General features: G+C 44.6%; 19 protein-coding genes. 15 read left to right on the top strand and 4 right to left on the bottom strand.

The genetic code is table 11. The annotated features are described in order from the left end of the window. Positions 1 to 237: 237 nt before the first annotated feature. A complete protein-coding gene (locus tag ET33_RS18125) occupies positions 238 to 573 on the bottom strand; it encodes a carboxymuconolactone decarboxylase family protein (protein WP_036684723.1) in 336 nt (111 codons plus the stop codon). Between the two features lie 3 nt (positions 574 to 576). Then, entirely contained in the window at positions 577 to 981 is a 405-nt protein-coding gene (locus ET33_RS18120; RefSeq protein WP_036684720.1) for a tautomerase family protein, read from the bottom strand. Positions 982 to 1089: 108 nt separating this feature from the next. Between ET33_RS18120 and ET33_RS18115 the strand changes: the two genes are divergently transcribed. From ET33_RS18115 to ET33_RS38490, 7 genes are all read left to right on the top strand, one after another. Continuing rightward, entirely contained in the window at positions 1090 to 1998 is a 909-nt protein-coding gene (locus tag ET33_RS18115) for a LysR family transcriptional regulator (RefSeq protein WP_036684717.1), read from the top strand. Positions 1999 to 2162: 164 nt separating this feature from the next. Next, positions 2163 to 2678: a helix-turn-helix transcriptional regulator gene (locus tag ET33_RS18110; RefSeq protein ID WP_051775422.1), complete on the top strand. Its 516-nt coding sequence runs from the start codon at positions 2163 to 2165 to the stop codon at positions 2676 to 2678. Positions 2679 to 2857: 179 nt separating this feature from the next. Beyond that, a complete protein-coding gene (locus ET33_RS18105; protein WP_036684715.1) occupies positions 2858 to 3325 on the top strand; it encodes an SRPBCC family protein in 468 nt (155 codons plus the stop codon). Between the two features lie 241 nt (positions 3326 to 3566). Further along, positions 3567 to 4448, top strand: a complete 882-nt coding sequence (locus ET33_RS18100) for an aminoglycoside phosphotransferase family protein (RefSeq protein WP_036684713.1) — start codon at positions 3567 to 3569, stop codon at positions 4446 to 4448. After that, positions 4432 to 4950: a GNAT family N-acetyltransferase gene (locus tag ET33_RS18095; protein WP_051775420.1), complete on the top strand. Its 519-nt coding sequence runs from the start codon at positions 4432 to 4434 to the stop codon at positions 4948 to 4950. Before ET33_RS18100 ends, ET33_RS18095 begins: the two co-directional genes overlap by 17 nt. Positions 4951 to 5059: 109 nt before the next feature. Next, positions 5060 to 5380, top strand: coding sequence for a tetratricopeptide repeat protein (locus tag ET33_RS18090; protein WP_179223733.1), 321 nt, complete (start codon positions 5060 to 5062; stop codon positions 5378 to 5380). Between the two features lie 464 nt (positions 5381 to 5844). Beyond that, positions 5845 to 6540 (top strand): DUF7002 family protein, encoded by a 696-nt coding sequence (locus tag ET33_RS38490; RefSeq protein WP_152570665.1) that lies wholly within the window; start codon positions 5845 to 5847, stop codon positions 6538 to 6540. A 628-nt stretch (positions 6541 to 7168) separates the two neighbouring features. Here the strand turns inward: ET33_RS38490 and ET33_RS18080 are convergent. Together ET33_RS18080 and ET33_RS18075 are read right to left on the bottom strand one after the other, a co-directional pair. Then, complete coding sequence (locus tag ET33_RS18080; RefSeq protein WP_036684708.1) at positions 7169 to 7720, bottom strand: hypothetical protein; 552 nt, start codon at positions 7718 to 7720, stop codon at positions 7169 to 7171. Between the two features lie 127 nt (positions 7721 to 7847). After that, positions 7848 to 8432: a DUF4062 domain-containing protein gene (locus ET33_RS18075; RefSeq protein ID WP_036684706.1), complete on the bottom strand. Its 585-nt coding sequence runs from the start codon at positions 8430 to 8432 to the stop codon at positions 7848 to 7850. A gap of 192 nt (positions 8433 to 8624) precedes the next feature. Here ET33_RS18075 and ET33_RS18070 point away from each other — a divergent pair, with 192 nt between their 5' ends. From ET33_RS18070 to ET33_RS18035, 8 genes are all read left to right on the top strand, one after another. Beyond that, the gene (locus tag ET33_RS18070) at positions 8625 to 9308 is read left to right on the top strand and encodes a response regulator transcription factor (RefSeq protein ID WP_036684704.1); all 684 of its coding nucleotides are present in this window, start codon (positions 8625 to 8627) and stop codon (positions 9306 to 9308) included. Position 9309: 1 nt separating this feature from the next. Further along, on the top strand, positions 9310 to 10311 hold the full coding sequence (locus ET33_RS18065) for a sensor histidine kinase (protein WP_036684702.1): 1002 nt from the start codon (positions 9310 to 9312) through the stop codon (positions 10309 to 10311). Positions 10312 to 10407: 96 nt separating this feature from the next. Further along, positions 10408 to 11091, top strand: coding sequence for an ABC transporter ATP-binding protein (locus tag ET33_RS18060; RefSeq protein ID WP_036684700.1), 684 nt, complete (start codon positions 10408 to 10410; stop codon positions 11089 to 11091). Then, complete coding sequence (locus ET33_RS18055; protein WP_036684697.1) at positions 11088 to 13652, top strand: ABC transporter permease; 2565 nt, start codon at positions 11088 to 11090, stop codon at positions 13650 to 13652. Before ET33_RS18060 ends, ET33_RS18055 begins: the two co-directional genes overlap by 4 nt. 210 nt (positions 13653 to 13862) lie before the next feature. After that, on the top strand, positions 13863 to 14552 hold the full coding sequence (locus ET33_RS18050) for a response regulator transcription factor (RefSeq protein WP_036684695.1): 690 nt from the start codon (positions 13863 to 13865) through the stop codon (positions 14550 to 14552). A gap of 1 nt (position 14553) precedes the next feature. Continuing rightward, positions 14554 to 15489, top strand: a complete 936-nt coding sequence (locus ET33_RS18045; RefSeq protein ID WP_036684692.1) for a HAMP domain-containing histidine kinase — start codon at positions 14554 to 14556, stop codon at positions 15487 to 15489. 155 nt (positions 15490 to 15644) lie between these two features. Beyond that, entirely contained in the window at positions 15645 to 16568 is a 924-nt protein-coding gene (locus ET33_RS18040) for an ABC transporter ATP-binding protein (protein WP_036684690.1), read from the top strand. After that, entirely contained in the window at positions 16561 to 17253 is a 693-nt protein-coding gene (locus tag ET33_RS18035) for an ABC transporter permease (RefSeq protein WP_036684688.1), read from the top strand. Before ET33_RS18040 ends, ET33_RS18035 begins: the two co-directional genes overlap by 8 nt. The last annotated feature ends 70 nt before the right edge of the window (positions 17254 to 17323 follow it).

Here is a 17323-nt window from a genome sequence, read left to right as displayed (position 1 = left end):
AGGACTGCGTTTGTTGGCGAAGCCCAGCTGAACTGCGGGAACCGCAGGGATCGCTTGCTCAAGAAGAGAAGGATGCTTCTCTGTTCGCAAGAATCCCCCACCTCAGCGCCATTAGCGCAGGTGGTGGGAGTGTTCAATGCTGTTCACTATCTATGATAAGGATCCCCGCGCTGTTTGTAACGGCAGGTCGTAAAAAAGGCCGCCTATCTATCGGCGGCTTTTTCCCATTCAGTAACTTTAATCTTCACTTTGTTTTTCAAAGACTTTCTTAGCAACCGTTAACGCTGAAGCGGCACGCGGCCAACCTGTGTAGAAGGCAAGATGCGTGATGGCTTCCACCAATTCCTCCGGCTTCAGTCCATTCTCCTCAGCTAAGCGAAAGTGGTAGGGGAGCTGTTCGGTCATGCCTCCTGCCACTAATGCAGTAACCGTAATTATACTGCGATCCCGCAGAGATAACTGCTCTCTTCTCCACACGTCCCCGAACAGCACGTTCTCCGAATACATGACGAATGCTGGGGCAAGATCCCCATACGATTCCATTGCCTTGGACTTGATTTTCCGATGCGCCATAGATTACACCTCCTCTGTCGTTCTCTGAAGCATCTGGGCAACGCCGTTCCCGAACGACCAATCCTCGAATTCGGTATCGACGAGCACGACGAACACATCTTCTTTTCTCATGGGAAGAGTCGTCGACAATTTTGTTGCTAGTGTCTTGTATAAGCTAGTCTTCTGCTCGGTCGTTCTTCCTGACTTGCAAGTAATTTGAATGAACAGCAGTCCGTCACTTCGCTCTACGTTCAGATAATTTCTGCTGTAAACGAATTCTTCACGCTTATGGGCATGGAATACTTGGAAGCAATCGTCCACCGGCACATTGAAGTGTGCGATTAAGGCTTCCATAATCGTTTGACTGATCCGCTTTAACTGATGGGATTCATATTGCTGTTCCAAATAACTGACACGAATGAAGGGCATCTTAATCACTCCTTAATTGAGATACCCTCATTGTACTTCCTGTCTATTTATTTGTATAATGGAATAAGATTATAAACTATATCAAATAATTCGATTGAGGAGGCAGATATGGATTTAAAAGAACTGACCGCTTTTCAAACTATTGTTCAAGAAGGAACCTTCTCTCGAGCTGCGGAGAAATTAAATTATGCTCAATCGACCGTAACGAATCAGATTCAGCGGTTAGAGAAGGAACTAGGCGTACAGCTCTTCAAAAGGGGGTGGGACGTACAACTGACAAGTGCCGGACGGGTATTTGCGACGGAAGTGGATAACCTGATTCAGCATTGGAATAATGTCGCCGAACTTGCACGGGCGCTGCAACACGACGAAATCGGCAGTTTGCGAGTCGGCGGAATCGAATCCTTGGTGGACAGCGTGATTTCCCAATCTGTCCGCAGATTCCAGCAGCAAAAGCCACGCATGGCCTACCAGATCATAACAGGGAATACTGATTCCCTTGCGCAATCCCTTCTGCATGACGAGCTCGATTTTGCCATCTGTGGTGAGCCGTCTGAACCGCACGCATTTTACTTCGAGCCATTTTATTATGAGAATACAATTCTCATCGCGGATCGCAATCACCCGCTGTGTCGAAGAAGCCATGTATCCTTCGAGGACGTCTTAGACTATCCGCTAACTGCAGGGGGGAGCACATGCCTATACCATCTGCAGTTCTCCAAATATCTGTCCCGGTACAGAGAGTCACCTCTTCAACTGAATATGATTAGTCGAATCCCTGCCATCCCCAATTACGTCAAAGAAACGCTTGCTGTCGGCGTCGTGCTGGAGTCCACTCCGTTGATTCCGGAGGTTGAGAGGATTGACGTGGAGTTAGAATTGCCCCACATTCCGATCGGCCTTTTGCAGCCTCGCCAGTGCAACTACGCTGCTGAATCATCTGTGCGATTGCTTCAAAGAATCATTAAAGAGGAGATCGGCAATTATAAGGCACTCAATGCCCCCGTTCAAGAATAAGACTAACAGGCATCCAGAATAGAAGGATCGAAGATCAATTCCGCTGGCGGGTCGTTTTAAGTTGACGGGTAGGATAACGCGGTTAACTGTTGAAATAAATCGTTGAATAAAATCATTCGTTTTTCTCTAGAGGGGAGATTTAGAACATCTAATTTTGGAGAAACATGGTGCAAATTAATAGACTGTTTGGAATCATATATCTATTACTGGATAAGAAACAAGCAACCTCAAAAGAATTAGCGGAACATTTTGAGGTCTCCGTGAGAACGATACTGCGCGATATTGAGACTTTATCGGCGGCAGGTATTCCCATTTATACCTTGCAGGGAAAAGGCGGGGGAATATCGATCCTTGACCATTATGTTTTGAATAAGACTGTGCTAACCGAGGAAGAACAGCATCACGTATTATTTGCACTGCAAAGCTTGTCGTCCACAGATCATATTGATGTCAGCGGTATTCTTTCGAAGCTCCGAACTCTTTTTGATAAAACAAGTAATAGTTGGATTGAGATTGATTTCTCGCATTGGGCTAACCGGGAACCGGATCACGAAAGATTTGAAACGTTGAAAGAAGCCATAATCAAAAAGCAAGCCATCTCGTTTTCCTATTTAAACCCCTACGGTGACATTGCCAATAGGACAGCATATCCGTTAAAAGTGATCTTTAAAGCCGCGTGAACGGCGGCTCTGTTACACGAAACGGGCAGGATATATGTATAGCCACAGCAACTTGTGCTGTGCCAACAGCGTTTTATCAGTATTTTTATTGGGAAGGTATGAAGAAAACTATATATTATATCTCGTAGCAAAAATGATAAAATTGGGTCAATAGCCTATGAAGAGGGAGGGGGGGACTCTTGCCAATTATACAATTATCCCTGTTCATTAACGCACCTATTGAGGTATGTTTTGATTTGTCCCGCAGCATTGATCTCCACATGGAATCGACCTCACACACAAATGAAAGAGCGATAAAAGGTCGTACAAGCGGGTTAATTACAGCAGGGGAAACTGTGACTTGGGAAGCTACGCATTTCGGCATTCGCCAACAACTAACATCAATCATTACTGAGTTTGACCCACCTCATAAATTCGTAGATGAGATGGTCAGCGGTGCTTTTAAAAGGTTTAGGCACGAACATACATTTGAAAGACAAAATGGTGGTACGTTGATGACAGATAAATTCGATTACACGTCACCTTTTGGACTACTTGGTAAGTTAACAGACGTGATGTTTTTACGATCGTATATGGAACGTTTACTCATGCGGCGAAACGAATATATAAAAAATAAAGCAGAAAGTGAAAAGCGATACCCATTTTAAGTTCGTTAAGCTAACGGATAACGATAGCGAGGAGCTGCCGTAAGGGCAGCTCCTCTTGATGTCTATTGAAGTAACGGGCAGATTAGTTATAGTCTCTTTAGTACAGGTTGAAAATGATTATAGTAATCATATGCCTTGTTGCCTTGTAAACTTTTAAATATAATCAATGATATAAATCTACGATAACATCAATGATTTTGATTTCGAAATGAACAACCGTCTTGAGAAGGAGGAAGTACGAATGGTCGACATAAATGTATCTTTAGTGGAGCAATTGGTTTCAGCGCAATTCCCACAATGGAGTCATCTCCGAGTCAAACCAGTCGATTTAAGCGGCTGGGATAACCGAACATTTCGACTCGGTCACGAGATGAGTGTTCGGCTGCCGAGCGCGGAGGGATATGCCGCGCAAGTGGAAAAGGAACAACAATGGTTGCCACGACTTGCTCCTCATCTGCCACTCCCAATACCCACCCCGCTGGCGATGGGAGTACCTTCAAACGAGTACCCGTGGCATTGGTCCATTTATGGATGGATTGAAGGGGGGAATGCTTCGTTTGGCAGTATCGATAGTCATAATGATTTTGCAGATCAATTATCCCAATTCATTAGCGCCATGCAGAAAATTGATGCGAGCGGTGGTCCTCAGCCTGGTCCCCATAACTCTTATAGAGGCGCCTCGGTAAGTGTTTACGATGAGCAAACACGTAAGGCAATTTCAATGCTAGACGGTAAGATCAATACAGATGCCGCAACAGAAATATGGGAAGCAGCCCTCAAGGCCACACGGAATATCCCACCCGTTTGGGTTCATGGAGATGTACATCCTACGAATCTACTTGTCAAAGAGGGGCGCTTATGCGCGGTAATAGATTTTGGGTGTTCGGCGGTTGGCGATCCCGCATGCGATTTAACCATTGCGTGGACGTTCTTCTCTGGGGAAAGCCGAGAAACTTTCCGAGCAGGCCTCATGGTCGATGACTATACATGGCATCGCGCCCGTGGTTGGGCGTTGTGGAAAGCGTTGATCACACTTGCCGATCACACAAATACCAACGTATCAAAAATAGAAGAGGCTCAACGAACGATTAACGAAGTTATTTCCGATGAATTATTCCGCTAATAGCAGACGGCAGTGGAATAACAAAAGAGCAGATTGGCTATTATCCCACTTAGTAAATGATATGGAAAAAGAAATCGAAGAAAAAAGGAATCTTCTCCATTTAGATCTTGAATCGAATGGAAAAGAAAGATATTTTTATGTCGCTCTCCACAACGAGAAAATCATCGGGACGATTGAATATGGCCCTTCCAGCAAATTAATTCATGACCTTACACACGGTGCATTGGACATGCTCTTTGAGATTGGGACTGTTTATGTGCATCCCAATTTCCAAGGGCATGGAGTTGCAAATCTGCTGCTGAATGCGATATTTCTTACCTTGCAAGGAAAAGGAATCTCAGAATTTTGTTTGGATTGCGGTTATAAGAATGCTCAACAAATATGGAGAAAAAAATTTGGCGAGCCGACCTATTTGTTCCCTAATTATTGGAACGAGGGGACTGATCATATGATTTGGAGAAAAAGGGTTACAGGTCAGCCATTACGGTTTATTGTTACATAGTTTTTTTACGATACCGCAATGATTCATACCATGACAAGGCTGCCGCGTGAATGGCGGCTTTGTTACACGAAACGGGCAGGATATATGTATAGCGTAAGGAATGATAAACATGAAAGAATTAGAAGCTGCAATTCAATTAAGAGAGTCAGGAAATTTTGAAGAGGCACGATCGTTATTGCTTGAATTACTTGAACAACACCCGTTAAATCCCTCTATTTGGTATCAATGTGCTTGGATTCACGATGTTCTGGAATTAGAAAGTGAAGCAGTGGCTTATTATAAGAAATCCTTAGAACTTGGATTAAAAGAAGAGGAAAGACAAGGTGCATTCTTAGGGCTTGGAAGCTTATGCGAGAGGACATTAATTTCATCTATTACGCCAACGGATACGATAGCACGAGAAGGCTACCGACAGCAAATGGCTCGGTAAATTTTCCATCTACTTTGCCCCTGAGACAGCTACGCTGGTATTACCCCTAGACGATGAAAACTTTTTTGGTGATAATCCCCGAAGGCTACATGCGGTCCTATGTGTTATGCTTCAAACATGCATATATGCATTATGAAGTGCAGTTTTTTTGGAAATACTTGATGATAGGGTCTACAAAGAAAGAGACGCTAACCGTTGGAAGCCGTCTCTTCATCCATTGTTCAAATTGATCGTCAAAACTAGTCAACAGTCACGAGCGGTCCGGCAAGGTCAGCTTTACCGACACGGGACAGATTTGTTGAAGTAAAGGCAATACTTGTCCGCTGATCTGTGGAATCACGTTCCCGTCGCTGTTCCTTCCGGGAAGGGAGGCAATAAAGAGGGGCGGAGCCAAGAAACGATAATAAGCGAGAGGAGACATTTTTGCTATCGCATCAAGTTCTGAAAAGGAGAAATTTCGTGACATGCTCACAGGCATCGCTACTAACATTGCCAGAATAACAAAGTCTGCAGGTAGAAAATCCGTATATCATTTTACGAGAGCGAGAAATTTATCGGCAATAGCGCATTTTGATTCTTTATGGTCAAGCCATCGTATTTTGCCGCACTCTGAAGGCGATCGTCGCTTGGCAATCAAACAAATAAATCTTGAAGGGTTTGAACTAACTGTCAATGCACATCTTCGTATTCCTGCAGCTATGATGGAGGGGGAATGCACCATTGAACAATTCAGATCTTACCTGGACCGGCATGTTTTCTTTTGGCCGACTAGGCAAGAATGTCTCAAGATGCTGACCACTTATCAACGAAGAGAGCCTTCCGAACATTTTGCAGTGCTGGAGCTAGAAGCGAGCCCTCTGTTGTCGACAAACTGGGAGTCTGTGCGGTTGTCCAAGTACGATTCCGGCAGTTCGCCCCGATTTCCGAAGCACTGCAGGTACAGGAAGAGCCCTGAAATGTTTGTATCGCTTGCCGATTTTGGGTATAAGAGCAATTATTCAGTACCCGAAAAGCCGTCAGAAATCAAAGAAATCCTTATTGAAAATCAAGTACGCTTCATTACACGGTTTTTAAAAGCGGTGTATGTCGACAACGTCGAAGATATACCGAACCATTGGCTCGGATTTACCAAATCTTTGCATGTTCTTTTAGAAAAGTAACATCCTGTTTATGAAAAAAATATGGGATTAATCCCCATTCCGCTAAACTGCTCTTTAGTTGAGCTGATGAACGGTAACTAAAAGTGAAACGTGCTCTGTAAGCAGTAAATGATACCTACTTCTTCAAACATCTTCAGTTTTAAATCCGCAATTGCCGTTATATCATCCTCGTTATTTTGAAAACACCTGCTTCAGATAACTGCCCGTCCCTGACTTCCTCACTTTTCATCGGCAAAAACCGCAATTTAAAACTTTTAATCAGCCTATGTCTTGTCACTGAGAGTTGAACAGCCTGTTGTGGTTGCGCAATCGTTCCTCGTTAGCAGTATGACTGCCAGCAATCTTTTTCTCATGAGGATGAACGACCTTTCTTGGCTTTGCTGGATATTCAGTCACATTCAAACCATGTCTGTACTTGGGGCTAGGCAAGTTTTTAATCTGCGGAAAAAACACGTCACCGGCCAAATAATTTTTTGAAGTAACGGATACTTTATAGCTAAATAACAAAAAACGCGGTTGCCGGCATGGTTCGGCAGCCGCGTTGTACTAACGGACAGTTTAGTATCAAAAACAAAGAAGACCGAGAAAGTTATTCCTCGGCTTAGTAATGTTATAACAGATATATCACTTAGAAATAGGCGACATCGGGATCAGCGGTATGAGATTGTTTCGGAAATAGGAATCCTGTGGTGTAAGGTGACGATTGTCCTTTTAGTCGAAAAGCTTTTTCAATTTCAACTGCAGCATGACGTGCATCTTCTACGGTTCGTTTGCCGGTAATGATGTCGTTCATCAAGTTCAAAGCCATAAAATTCGCCGCTTCTTGATCGCATTTAGCCGTAGCTTCACCAGCCGTTCGGTCTGGATATAAACTACCATCAAACTTTGCTAAGTCATCAAAAAATTGAACCGGAACTTTATAATCAATGGTTTGTGCTAAATAATCAAGATGGGGGGTCGGTGTGTTATGAGGTACTGTATGAAGATGAACAACTGTCCGTTTCCAAGGACCATTATTATACCATGTAATTTTTGTCCAGCTTGCGTCATTTGGTAAACCATACTTGTTGATTAACAAATAAACTGTTTTTTTGGGTTCCCCGGTCCACCGCTCCAAAATTTTATTTAACATCGGAGGAATAAGGTGTTGGCCATGATATTCGCTCAACCTACTGTACATTTCGAAAAGTCCCTCCCTCTAACAGATGTAATATTATATGCTGGACATCTGTCCATAGTTTCAAGATATAAAAAAAGGTGTCCCGCAGCCATTTTCATGGCTTTTGGGACACCAATGTAGGTCCATATCATTTATCTGCTCTTTTATATTTCTCTAACTCAGCATTTAATCTAGCATTCTCTTCCAACAACTTTTGTACATCTGGTATGTCCTTGCCGGAAACCCAGCCATTCAAATCGTCTCTTCCTCTATACTCCTTCAACTTTTCGTGAATAACCCACCTAACGTGCCATTCTTCCGCAATATGAAATATGGATACATCTTCCATTACGGATTGCTTAAACTCTTGGAACTTCTCATAGTCTGACATGACGACAAAGTCGTATGGCTTTTGTCTTAGTGCTTCATCGGTTAAAACAAGCGCGAATCTTGGTTTACCTAGTTCTCCGGCATAATCATACTCCCAATGCGTATAACTCTTTGAATCATCGGGAAGCATGGTTCCATAGATTCCTCCGAGTATGAGGATATATACATCGGATTCATCGATCCATCTCTTAATCGTTTCCATGGGGCTTTCCAAAAAGAATGGCTCGATTCCAATTCCAGCAGGAATGTGACCAGCTTTAAGTACAGCTTCTACAGCGGCTTGACGTTCTGCAACCAGGTCAGCAAAAGTAGACGATATGAAGACTTGTAATTTTTTTCTCATAGGCCACCTTATGAAATGAAATTAATATAAATCATACCGTTGGCTCCGTTTATATGTCAATATTTGCTGAGATTTCAGGCTTCAGGTATTGCAGCCGGGGCTGCTTCTTTGCTAATCATGCCCTTTTTTGTATGATACAATCATGAGTTAATAGTCCTTTTTCACAAAAATTCAAATTAGGATGATGATCCAATGAACATTTTGCTTGTGGAAGATGATAAAACTATCGCGTCCGGACTCGAGTATTCTCTACAGCAAGACCAGTTTTCCACGGTTCTGTGCCATGACGTCGCATCTGCGAAAAAGGTCATAGCCGAGCAGTTGGATCAGTTCGCTTTATGTCTGTTCGATTTATCGCTGCCGGATGGAAGCGGGTATGAATTGTGTAAAATGGTGAAGGAGCAAAGTGATATTCCCGTGATTTTCTTGACAGCCGTTGATGATGAAGTCAATGTCGTGATGGGGCTTGATATGGGAGCGGACGATTATATTACGAAGCCTTTTCGAATTCGCGAGCTGCTCTCACGGATAAAATCGGTTTTGCGAAGATATCAGAAACAGCCGCAGGCCAAAACCATCATCGAAGTAGATGCTATCCGGATCAATACACTTGAAGGCAAGGTGTATAAGCATGGCGATGAAATTCCAGTGACGGCTTTGGAGTATCGGTTATTGCTGATTTTCGCGAACCATATCGGGCAGATCCTCTCCAGAAATCAGCTTTTGGAACAAATTTGGGATGTGGCCGGGGATTTCGTCAACGACAATACGCTAACCGTTTACATTAAAAGGCTGAGGGAAAAACTAGAGGATGATCCGAAAGATCCAACGTTCATTAAAACCGTACGCGGTTTAGGATATAAGGTCGGTGAGTAGCATGCTGCGTAATCGCGAGATCCGCCTCGTACTTTTGTTGATGTGCACGATAAGTCTGGTTATGCTTGCCGCCGCGGCTTTTTTTTCGCCCGCTGCCGTGGTCCTCGTTCTAATGACTTCCATTTTGCTCATTGGCTGCAGCTTCCTGTTTACGAGGTTGAGATATCGCGAGATTGAGAAGTTGTCCGGCTATTTGCGGCGTATTAGCGGCGGCGACTATTCCCTTGACGTCCGGGATAATCGGGAAGGGGAATTCAGCATTCTGAAAAATACGATTTATAAAGTAACCGTCACGCTGTCGGAGCAGAGTGCCCTTTTGCATAAAGACAAAATCCATCTTACCGACGCAATTTCGGATATATCCCATCAGCTCAAAGCGCCTCTAGCCTCCATGATGATCATGGCCGACTTATTGGATGACGCCAAGCTGCCCGAAGCGAAAAGAACGGAATTTACGCGCAATATTCGTATTCAGCTCGAACGGCTGGATTGGCTTGTTTCTTCGTTATTGAAGCTTTCGAAAATCGACGCAGGCACCGTACAGTTCAAGAAAGATGAAGTCAGAATAACCAAGCTTATTGAAAAAGCGTTACAGCCCGTTCTCATTCCGATAGACATCAAAGAACAGACGGTTTCGGTAACGGGCGATGACAGTGTCTCATTTCTAGGCGATCTGAATTGGACAACCGAAGCGGTAATCAATATTTTAAAAAACGGTGTGGAGCATACGCAAGCAGGCGGAACCATCGCGATTTCCTTTTTGGAGAACCCGCTATTTACAGAGATTAGGATTGAAGATAATGGCAAAGGTATCTCCAAGGAAGAGATCCCTCATATTTTTAAACGTTTTTATAAAGGAAAGAATGCCGGCGAGGGCAGCAGCGGCATCGGTCTCTCGCTGGCTCACAGCATTATAACGAAGCAGAATGGAGATATAGAGGTCCAGAGTGAACTTCATAAGGGAACCCAATTTCGGATTCGCTTCTACAAGCAAGTCGTCTAACCAGGGCTAAGTGACTAGACTGTCACTTTCAAGTCACTGTAAAGTCACTTCGGGCAGATATACTAAATCCATCGACAAACGTATGGAGGGTTCAGCATGGAAATTCTGAGGATCGAACATCTGTCTAAAGTGTATGGAAAAGGTGACACGGCGGTAAAAGCGCTTGATAACGTATCCTTCTCGGTAGACAAAGGGGAGTTCGTCGCCATCATCGGTCCGTCCGGATCGGGGAAGTCGACGCTTCTACATATGCTAGGCGGTGTAGATAAACCGACAAGCGGAAAAGTATTTGTGGACCGTACGGACATGTACAGTCTGGATGAAACGCAGCTGGCGATTTTTAGACGGAGACAAATCGGTTTAATTTACCAATTTTACAATCTAATTCCGATTTTAACGGTTGAAGAAAATATCCAGCTTCCGCTCTTGCTCGATCAGCATAAGGTGGATCAGAAACAGTTTGAGGATATTGTGAAGACGCTGAATTTGCAAAACCGCTTGAATCATCTGCCCAATCAGCTTTCCGGCGGCCAACAGCAGCGGGTCTCGATCGGCAGAGCGTTGATGAATCAGCCCGCTATCATCCTGGCAGACGAACCAACCGGTAATCTGGACAGTAAAAACGGCAGCGAAATCATTGACTTATTGAAAATGTTCAACAAAAGCCTGCATCAGACGCTGATTATGATCACCCATGATGAACGAATTGCTTTGCAAGCCGACAGAATTATCGCCATTGAAGATGGGAAGATTGCCAAAGACGAGGTCATTCGGCCATGAACATTATCCATAAGCTAACGCTCCGACATTTAATGAAAAATAAGAAGCAAACGCTGGTGACCGTGATCGGAGTTATGATTTCCGTGGCCATGGTGACGGCGGTTATAACGCTTGGCTCCTCTTTTCTGGTGTTAATGCAAAAGCAAACGATTCAAGAGTATGGAGAATGGCATGTCCTGTACAAAAACGTCAACAAAGATCAGCTCGAAGCAATCAAACAGGATGCGGCAACCCAACAATTAATCACTTCCAAGGAACGCGGCTATGCCCTGTTACAAGGAAGCCAAAATATCAACAAGCCTTATTTGTTCATTAAAGCGTTTAATGCCCAAGGCTTTAAAAACTTCCCTATTGCATTGAGTGAAGGGCGTCTGCCTCAACAAGCGAATGAGATCGTCCTTTCGGAAGCTATTGCCACGAACGCCAAAGTCACTTACCGGATTGGCGATCGTCTAACCCTTGATGTCGGGCAGCGCTCGAATCCTGCCGATCCTGGCGATACGAACCTTTCTCAAAACGAACATTTAAGATTCTTCAACGGGACTAGCGCGGAAACCTTAATTCATACGACAACCGAAACGTATACCGTTGTAGGCTTTATTAAACGTCCTTCGTGGGAGCAGACGTGGGCGCCGGGGTATACGGCCCTTACCTATGTCGACGAGAATATGGTGGACACCAACAAAACCGTTGATGCGAGCGTGGTCCTGAAGAAAGTCGATGGCACTGTATTTGCTCATGCCAATGACTTGTCCGCTAAAAACAACATTAACTCGTTTAAAACGAATGAGTCTCTATTGCGTTATTATGGCGTAATGGGTGGCGGGTTAGGCAAAACCTATAACTCGCTATTCGTCATTGTGGTGCTTGTTATTATCATTGGCTCCGTTTCCTTAATCTACAATGCTTTTGCGATTTCCGTCTCGGAACGGTCGCGTTATCTAGGGATGCTGTCGAGTGTTGGAGCAACGAGAAGGCAGAAGAGAAATTCGGTATTTTTTGAGGGAGCGGTAATTGGCATCATTAGCATTCCCTTAGGTATCATCTGCGGATTGATTGGAATCGGCATTACCTTTCGCTTCATTAACTCGATGCTCGAAGCTGCGATCGACGTTACGGAAAAGCTGACGTTGGTCGTTACACCTTCATCGCTCGCCATGACCTGTCTGATCTCGATCGTCACGATATTCATTTCAACGTATCTTCCAGCCCAAAAAGCATCTAAAATTTCTGCTATCGACGCGATTCGGCAAACCATGGATATTAAGCTGACGGGGAAAACGGTGAAAACCTCGAAGCTGGTCCAACTGTTATTCGGCATTGAAGCGGAATTCGGATTGAAAAATTTAAAAAGAAACAAACGCAGGTATCACGCTACGGTCTTCTCACTTGTCATTAGTATCGTGCTGTTTCTATCCGTGTCCTTCTTCACTTCCAACCTGCAGAGATCGCTTGATGTCTCCCAAAAAGGCTATAACTATGATATTGGGGTATACAAGAACGGTGAAGTGGCGACGCTCGATGAGCGTTTGGTGAAATCGATTGTGTCGTTGGAGGGCGTTACGGAATACAGCCTGATTAAACAGTGGTCCGGCGTCTTCACTTGGGTTGCAGAGAAGTCCATTCCTGAAGGGGCGAAACCCCCTTGGGATCCTGATCAGGGGCGGTATAAATACAATCTACAAGTAAATGCTTTAAGTGAAGACAAGCTAAAAGCCTATGCCCAAAAGGTCGGCACCGAGTACGCCAAGCTAACGAATCCCGCTCACCCAACCGCCATATTGATTGATGTCATGTCATATAGAGATAAAAAGGACAAAATTATCGAAACGAGAGGAATTCATGGCCGGGCAGGGGAAATGCTTGATCTCGTCTCCACGGATTCTAATGAGGAATCGGTCAGTAAAGTGGAGCTTGCCGCGGTAACCGATCAATTCCCGATGGGACTTGTTCAAAGCAGCTTTGAAGTTCATCTTGTTGTATCTGAACCGGTTTTCGACCAGTTAATGAAAAAAAGTAAGGATAAAGCGTATTCCGGACTTTACCTGAATAGTAAAGACCCTTTGAAAACACAGCAAGACATCGAAGAAATGAAGAAAGAGCTGGAAGTCTCGAACTTATTTCAACAAAGACAGCGCTCCGAACAAAAGATCCTGTTAATGTCCGTATTTGTTTATGGTTTTGTGGCATTAATTACGGCGGTTTCGATGGCGAATATTCTCAACACGATTTCGACGAGCATTGCCCTTCGCAAACGGGAATTTGCGATGCTGAGATCGGTGGGGATGACGCCGAAAAGCTTTAATAAAATGATGAACTACGAAAGCATATTTTATGGAATCAAGGCCCTAACCTATGGGCTTCCGGTCAGCGCAGTGATTATGGTGTTGATCTACCGATCCTTCATGTATAGTTTTTCGTACGGTTTCATCGTGCCATGGACCAGTATTCTGTATGTGATTGCGGCCGTATTTGTTATCGTGAGCTTGTCCATGTATTACGCGAGCATAAGAGTAAAGAAGGCAAACATTATTGATGCTTTGAAACAGGAGAATCTATAGATTAAGATTGGAAGGAATCGGATGCAAAGCGACAAGTAGGGCAGGTCGGAGAACATTCGGGCAACCGATACAATAGTAAAAACCCCCGTTGGCATAGCTGACGGGGGAAAGCAATAATGAGCTTACGGTACTTTTTTGTTATACTAATGAAATGAAAAGTCATAGCAAGCGTGGAGAGGATTGTTCGTTATAAATCATTCGATATTCATTATGGAAGATGATCAAGCCATTGTAGAAATGGTTGAGACTTATTTAACGAAAGAAGGATATGCGGTGACCGTTGCCGGGGATGGCGACGAGGGACTTCGGAAATTCGAGCAGGCGCAGGGGCGATTCGATCTGTTACTCGTCGACCTTATGATGCCCAAGATAGATGGAATGGAAGTCATCCGCCGCATTCGGGCTTACAGCCATGTGCCGATCTTGATTATGTCCGCGAAGGACAGCGACATCGACAAGGCGTTAGGCCTCGGGTTCGGTGCAGACGACTACATTGAGAAACCTTTCTCGATGATCGAATTGTCTGCGAGACTGAAGGCGATCATCCGGCGAGCGACGCAATACGCGAGCGTTGAGACGAAGGTTGCGCCGAAGCATAACATCCTGAACATGGGCGATTTACGGATCGATTTCGATAATTTCGCCGTCTTCAAGCACGAAGAGCCGATAAAATTGACATCCAAAGAGTTCGAGATTCTGCGACTATTCGCAGCGCATCCCAATCGCGTCTTTACGAAAGCACAAATTTACGCGAAGGTATGGAACGATGACTATTACGGCGAAGAGAACGTCATTAATGTTCATATGAGCAGGCTGCGGGACAAGATAGAAGATAACCCGTCAGAGCCGCGGTATATTAAGACGCTATGGGGCATTGGCTACAAGTGGGAAGGTCGCTAAGATGACGCTCATTCTATTGATGATGATCGCGATTCTTATCTGTTTAGTCATGTATCAGGCTGTTAATCGCGTGGGCCACCGCAAGCAATTGCGCCGGTTGCGATCAGAGATCGAACGCATATCATCCCTCGCTACCCATGAGAAGTTATTGCTCATGACGAACGACCGGGAGTTCAAAGCGCTGCTGATGGAGATCAACCGGCTCTTGGAGACGCAGCATCAGATGTACTCTGACTATGCCAAAATGGAAATATCGATGAAAAAGATGGTATCGAATATTTCGCACGATCTGAAGACCCCCTTGACCGTCGTACTGGGTTATATTGAGATGCTCCATCTCGATCCGGCGATGCATGCAGAGGAGCGCGAACGTCTGCTGGGCAAAGTGTATGTCAAAACCCAAGAGACGCTGGGGCTCATTCATGATTTCTTCGATTTGGCTAAGCTGGAGTCCGGGGATCAAGATATGCCGATGACCCGAATTCTCATGAATGAACGTTGCGGCACGACGATTCTGGCTTATTACGACATTCTTGCGGAGCAAGATTACCTCGTCCATATCGAGATCCCGGATCATCCTATTTATGGCTTCGGTAATGATGAGGCGCTGCACCGCGTGCTGAACAATCTGATCTCGAACAGCATTCAATATGGCAATCACGGCAAGCAGCTCGGTTTGACGCTCCGGGAAGATGAATCTTCTGTCTATGTGGATATATGGGACCGGGGAAAGGGCATTGATGCGATGCATATCGATCATGTGTTTGAACGGATGTATACGCTGGAAGATTCGCGGAATAAGTTCTATCAAGGCAGCGGACTGGGTCTTACCATTACGAAGCGGTTGGTGGAGAGTATGGGCGGGTCCATCCACCTCCGCAGCAAGCCTTATGAGTTAACGGTGTTTACCGTTCAATTGAAAAAAGTACAATACTAGCTCATGAATTGAGGAGGGTTAACTCATTTCATGAGTTTTTTTATGAGCATCATCGCACATAGAGTCAGCTTAAGAAATACGTAAGAGTGAAGTAAGAAAAAAGAGGATTACGTCCTGTAAGCTATAGTTATGAGAGAGCGAGAGGAGAAAAGAGTATGGAGCATATAGTACGAACGAATCGATTGACCAAGGCTTTTCAAGGGCAGGAAGTCGTCTCGAATGTCAATATGAATATGAAGAAAGGCGAAATCTACGGATTCTTGGGTCCCAACGGCGCAGGAAAAACGACAGTGATGAAGATGATTACGAATCTCGTCAAGCCGACGAGTGGGGAGATCGAGATATTTGGAGAGAAGCTAATGCCGAATTCCTATCATCTTCTGGGACGCATGGGAACAATTATTGAATACCCGGTGTTCTATGATAAGCTGACAGCCCGCGAGAATCTGGAACTGCATTGCGATTATATGGGGTACTACAACAAGAAGGCGATTGATGAAGCGCTGGAACTTGTGAATCTGGTCGATACGGGCAAGAAGAAAGTAAAGACCTTCTCGCTCGGGATGAAACAGCGCCTGGGGATCGCCCGCGCTATTACGACCAAACCGGAGCTGCTTATTTTCGACGAACCGATCAATGGACTCGATCCGCTAGGGATCAAAGAGTTAAGAGACGTATTCCGCATGTTGTGCAAGGAATATGGCACGACGCTATTGATCTCCAGCCACATTCTAGGCGAGATCGAGCAAATTGCGGATACAATTGGCGTCATTCAAGACGGTCGGTTACTGCGAGAGATTGCGATGGACGAAATTCGCGGCGAGACGACGAATTACATCGAGATCATGACGACGGATTGCAGCCGAGCTGCTTATGTCTTAACGGATAAACTTCAATTGAACAATATCCGAGTCATCGACAATCAATTCATACGAATCTATGACCAGCATATGGCACAAAGCGAAATTACTAAAACCTTGATCATGAATGAAGTGGTTATTGATTCGATTCATAAACGAAGCGGCTCGTTAGAGGATTACTTTTTGCAAGTGTTGAATGGAGGTGGAGTACATGCTTAATTTGATGAAGCTGGAGCTAAGAAAATTTAAGATCATGGGGTATATTCGCAGCGCGGTGATCGCTACTCTGATCATTTTCGGATTCATGATGTTGATGAGCTATTCGCCGAAGATGTACGGCATAAACGTATTTGAAAATTATAGCAGGGTGTTTTCTATGATAGATGTATTTGTGAGAGGGACATTTATTATTTTCGCGGCCGTCTTGCTGGGGCGATTCGTCATCGATGAGTTCAATCATAAGACGATTACCGTCTTGTTCACGTACCCGATCAAACGTCATAAAATCATTGCGGCTAAGCTTATGGTCGTGATCGCGTTCACCTTTTTATGTATCGTGGCTTCCATGATTATTTTGAGTACGTTGTATTTTGTCATCAACTCATTCACACATTTCGTATCGGGTGAACTGACGCTGACGCTCGTGTTGCAGCACGCTGCGAAATTAGGCTTCCATGCGCTGGCGGCAAGCTTCATGGCGCTGATTCCGCTCTACTTCGGGATGCGCAAATATTCTATTCCGACGACTATTGTATCCTCCGTCATCATCGTATTGCTGACCTGCTCGGACAGTGGCGGATTCAACTTGAATGACATTATTATCGTTCCAATTCTGCTAGCCGCGATTGGCATAGCGGTCGGATACATGGCGATTCGCAAAATTGATCAAATCGATATTCGTTAACTTGGGAGAGTATATTTGATATTTTTACGCGATTCCAAAGATTATTCCTAATCACTGGTTAATCAACAGA

This window comes from Paenibacillus tyrphae (genome assembly GCF_000722545.1).
Lineage (GTDB): Bacteria > Bacillota > Bacilli > Paenibacillales > NBRC-103111 > Paenibacillus_G > Paenibacillus_G tyrfis.
The sequence above is the reverse complement of the archived record's forward strand: the minus strand, read 5'-3'. Positions and strand labels throughout refer to the sequence as shown.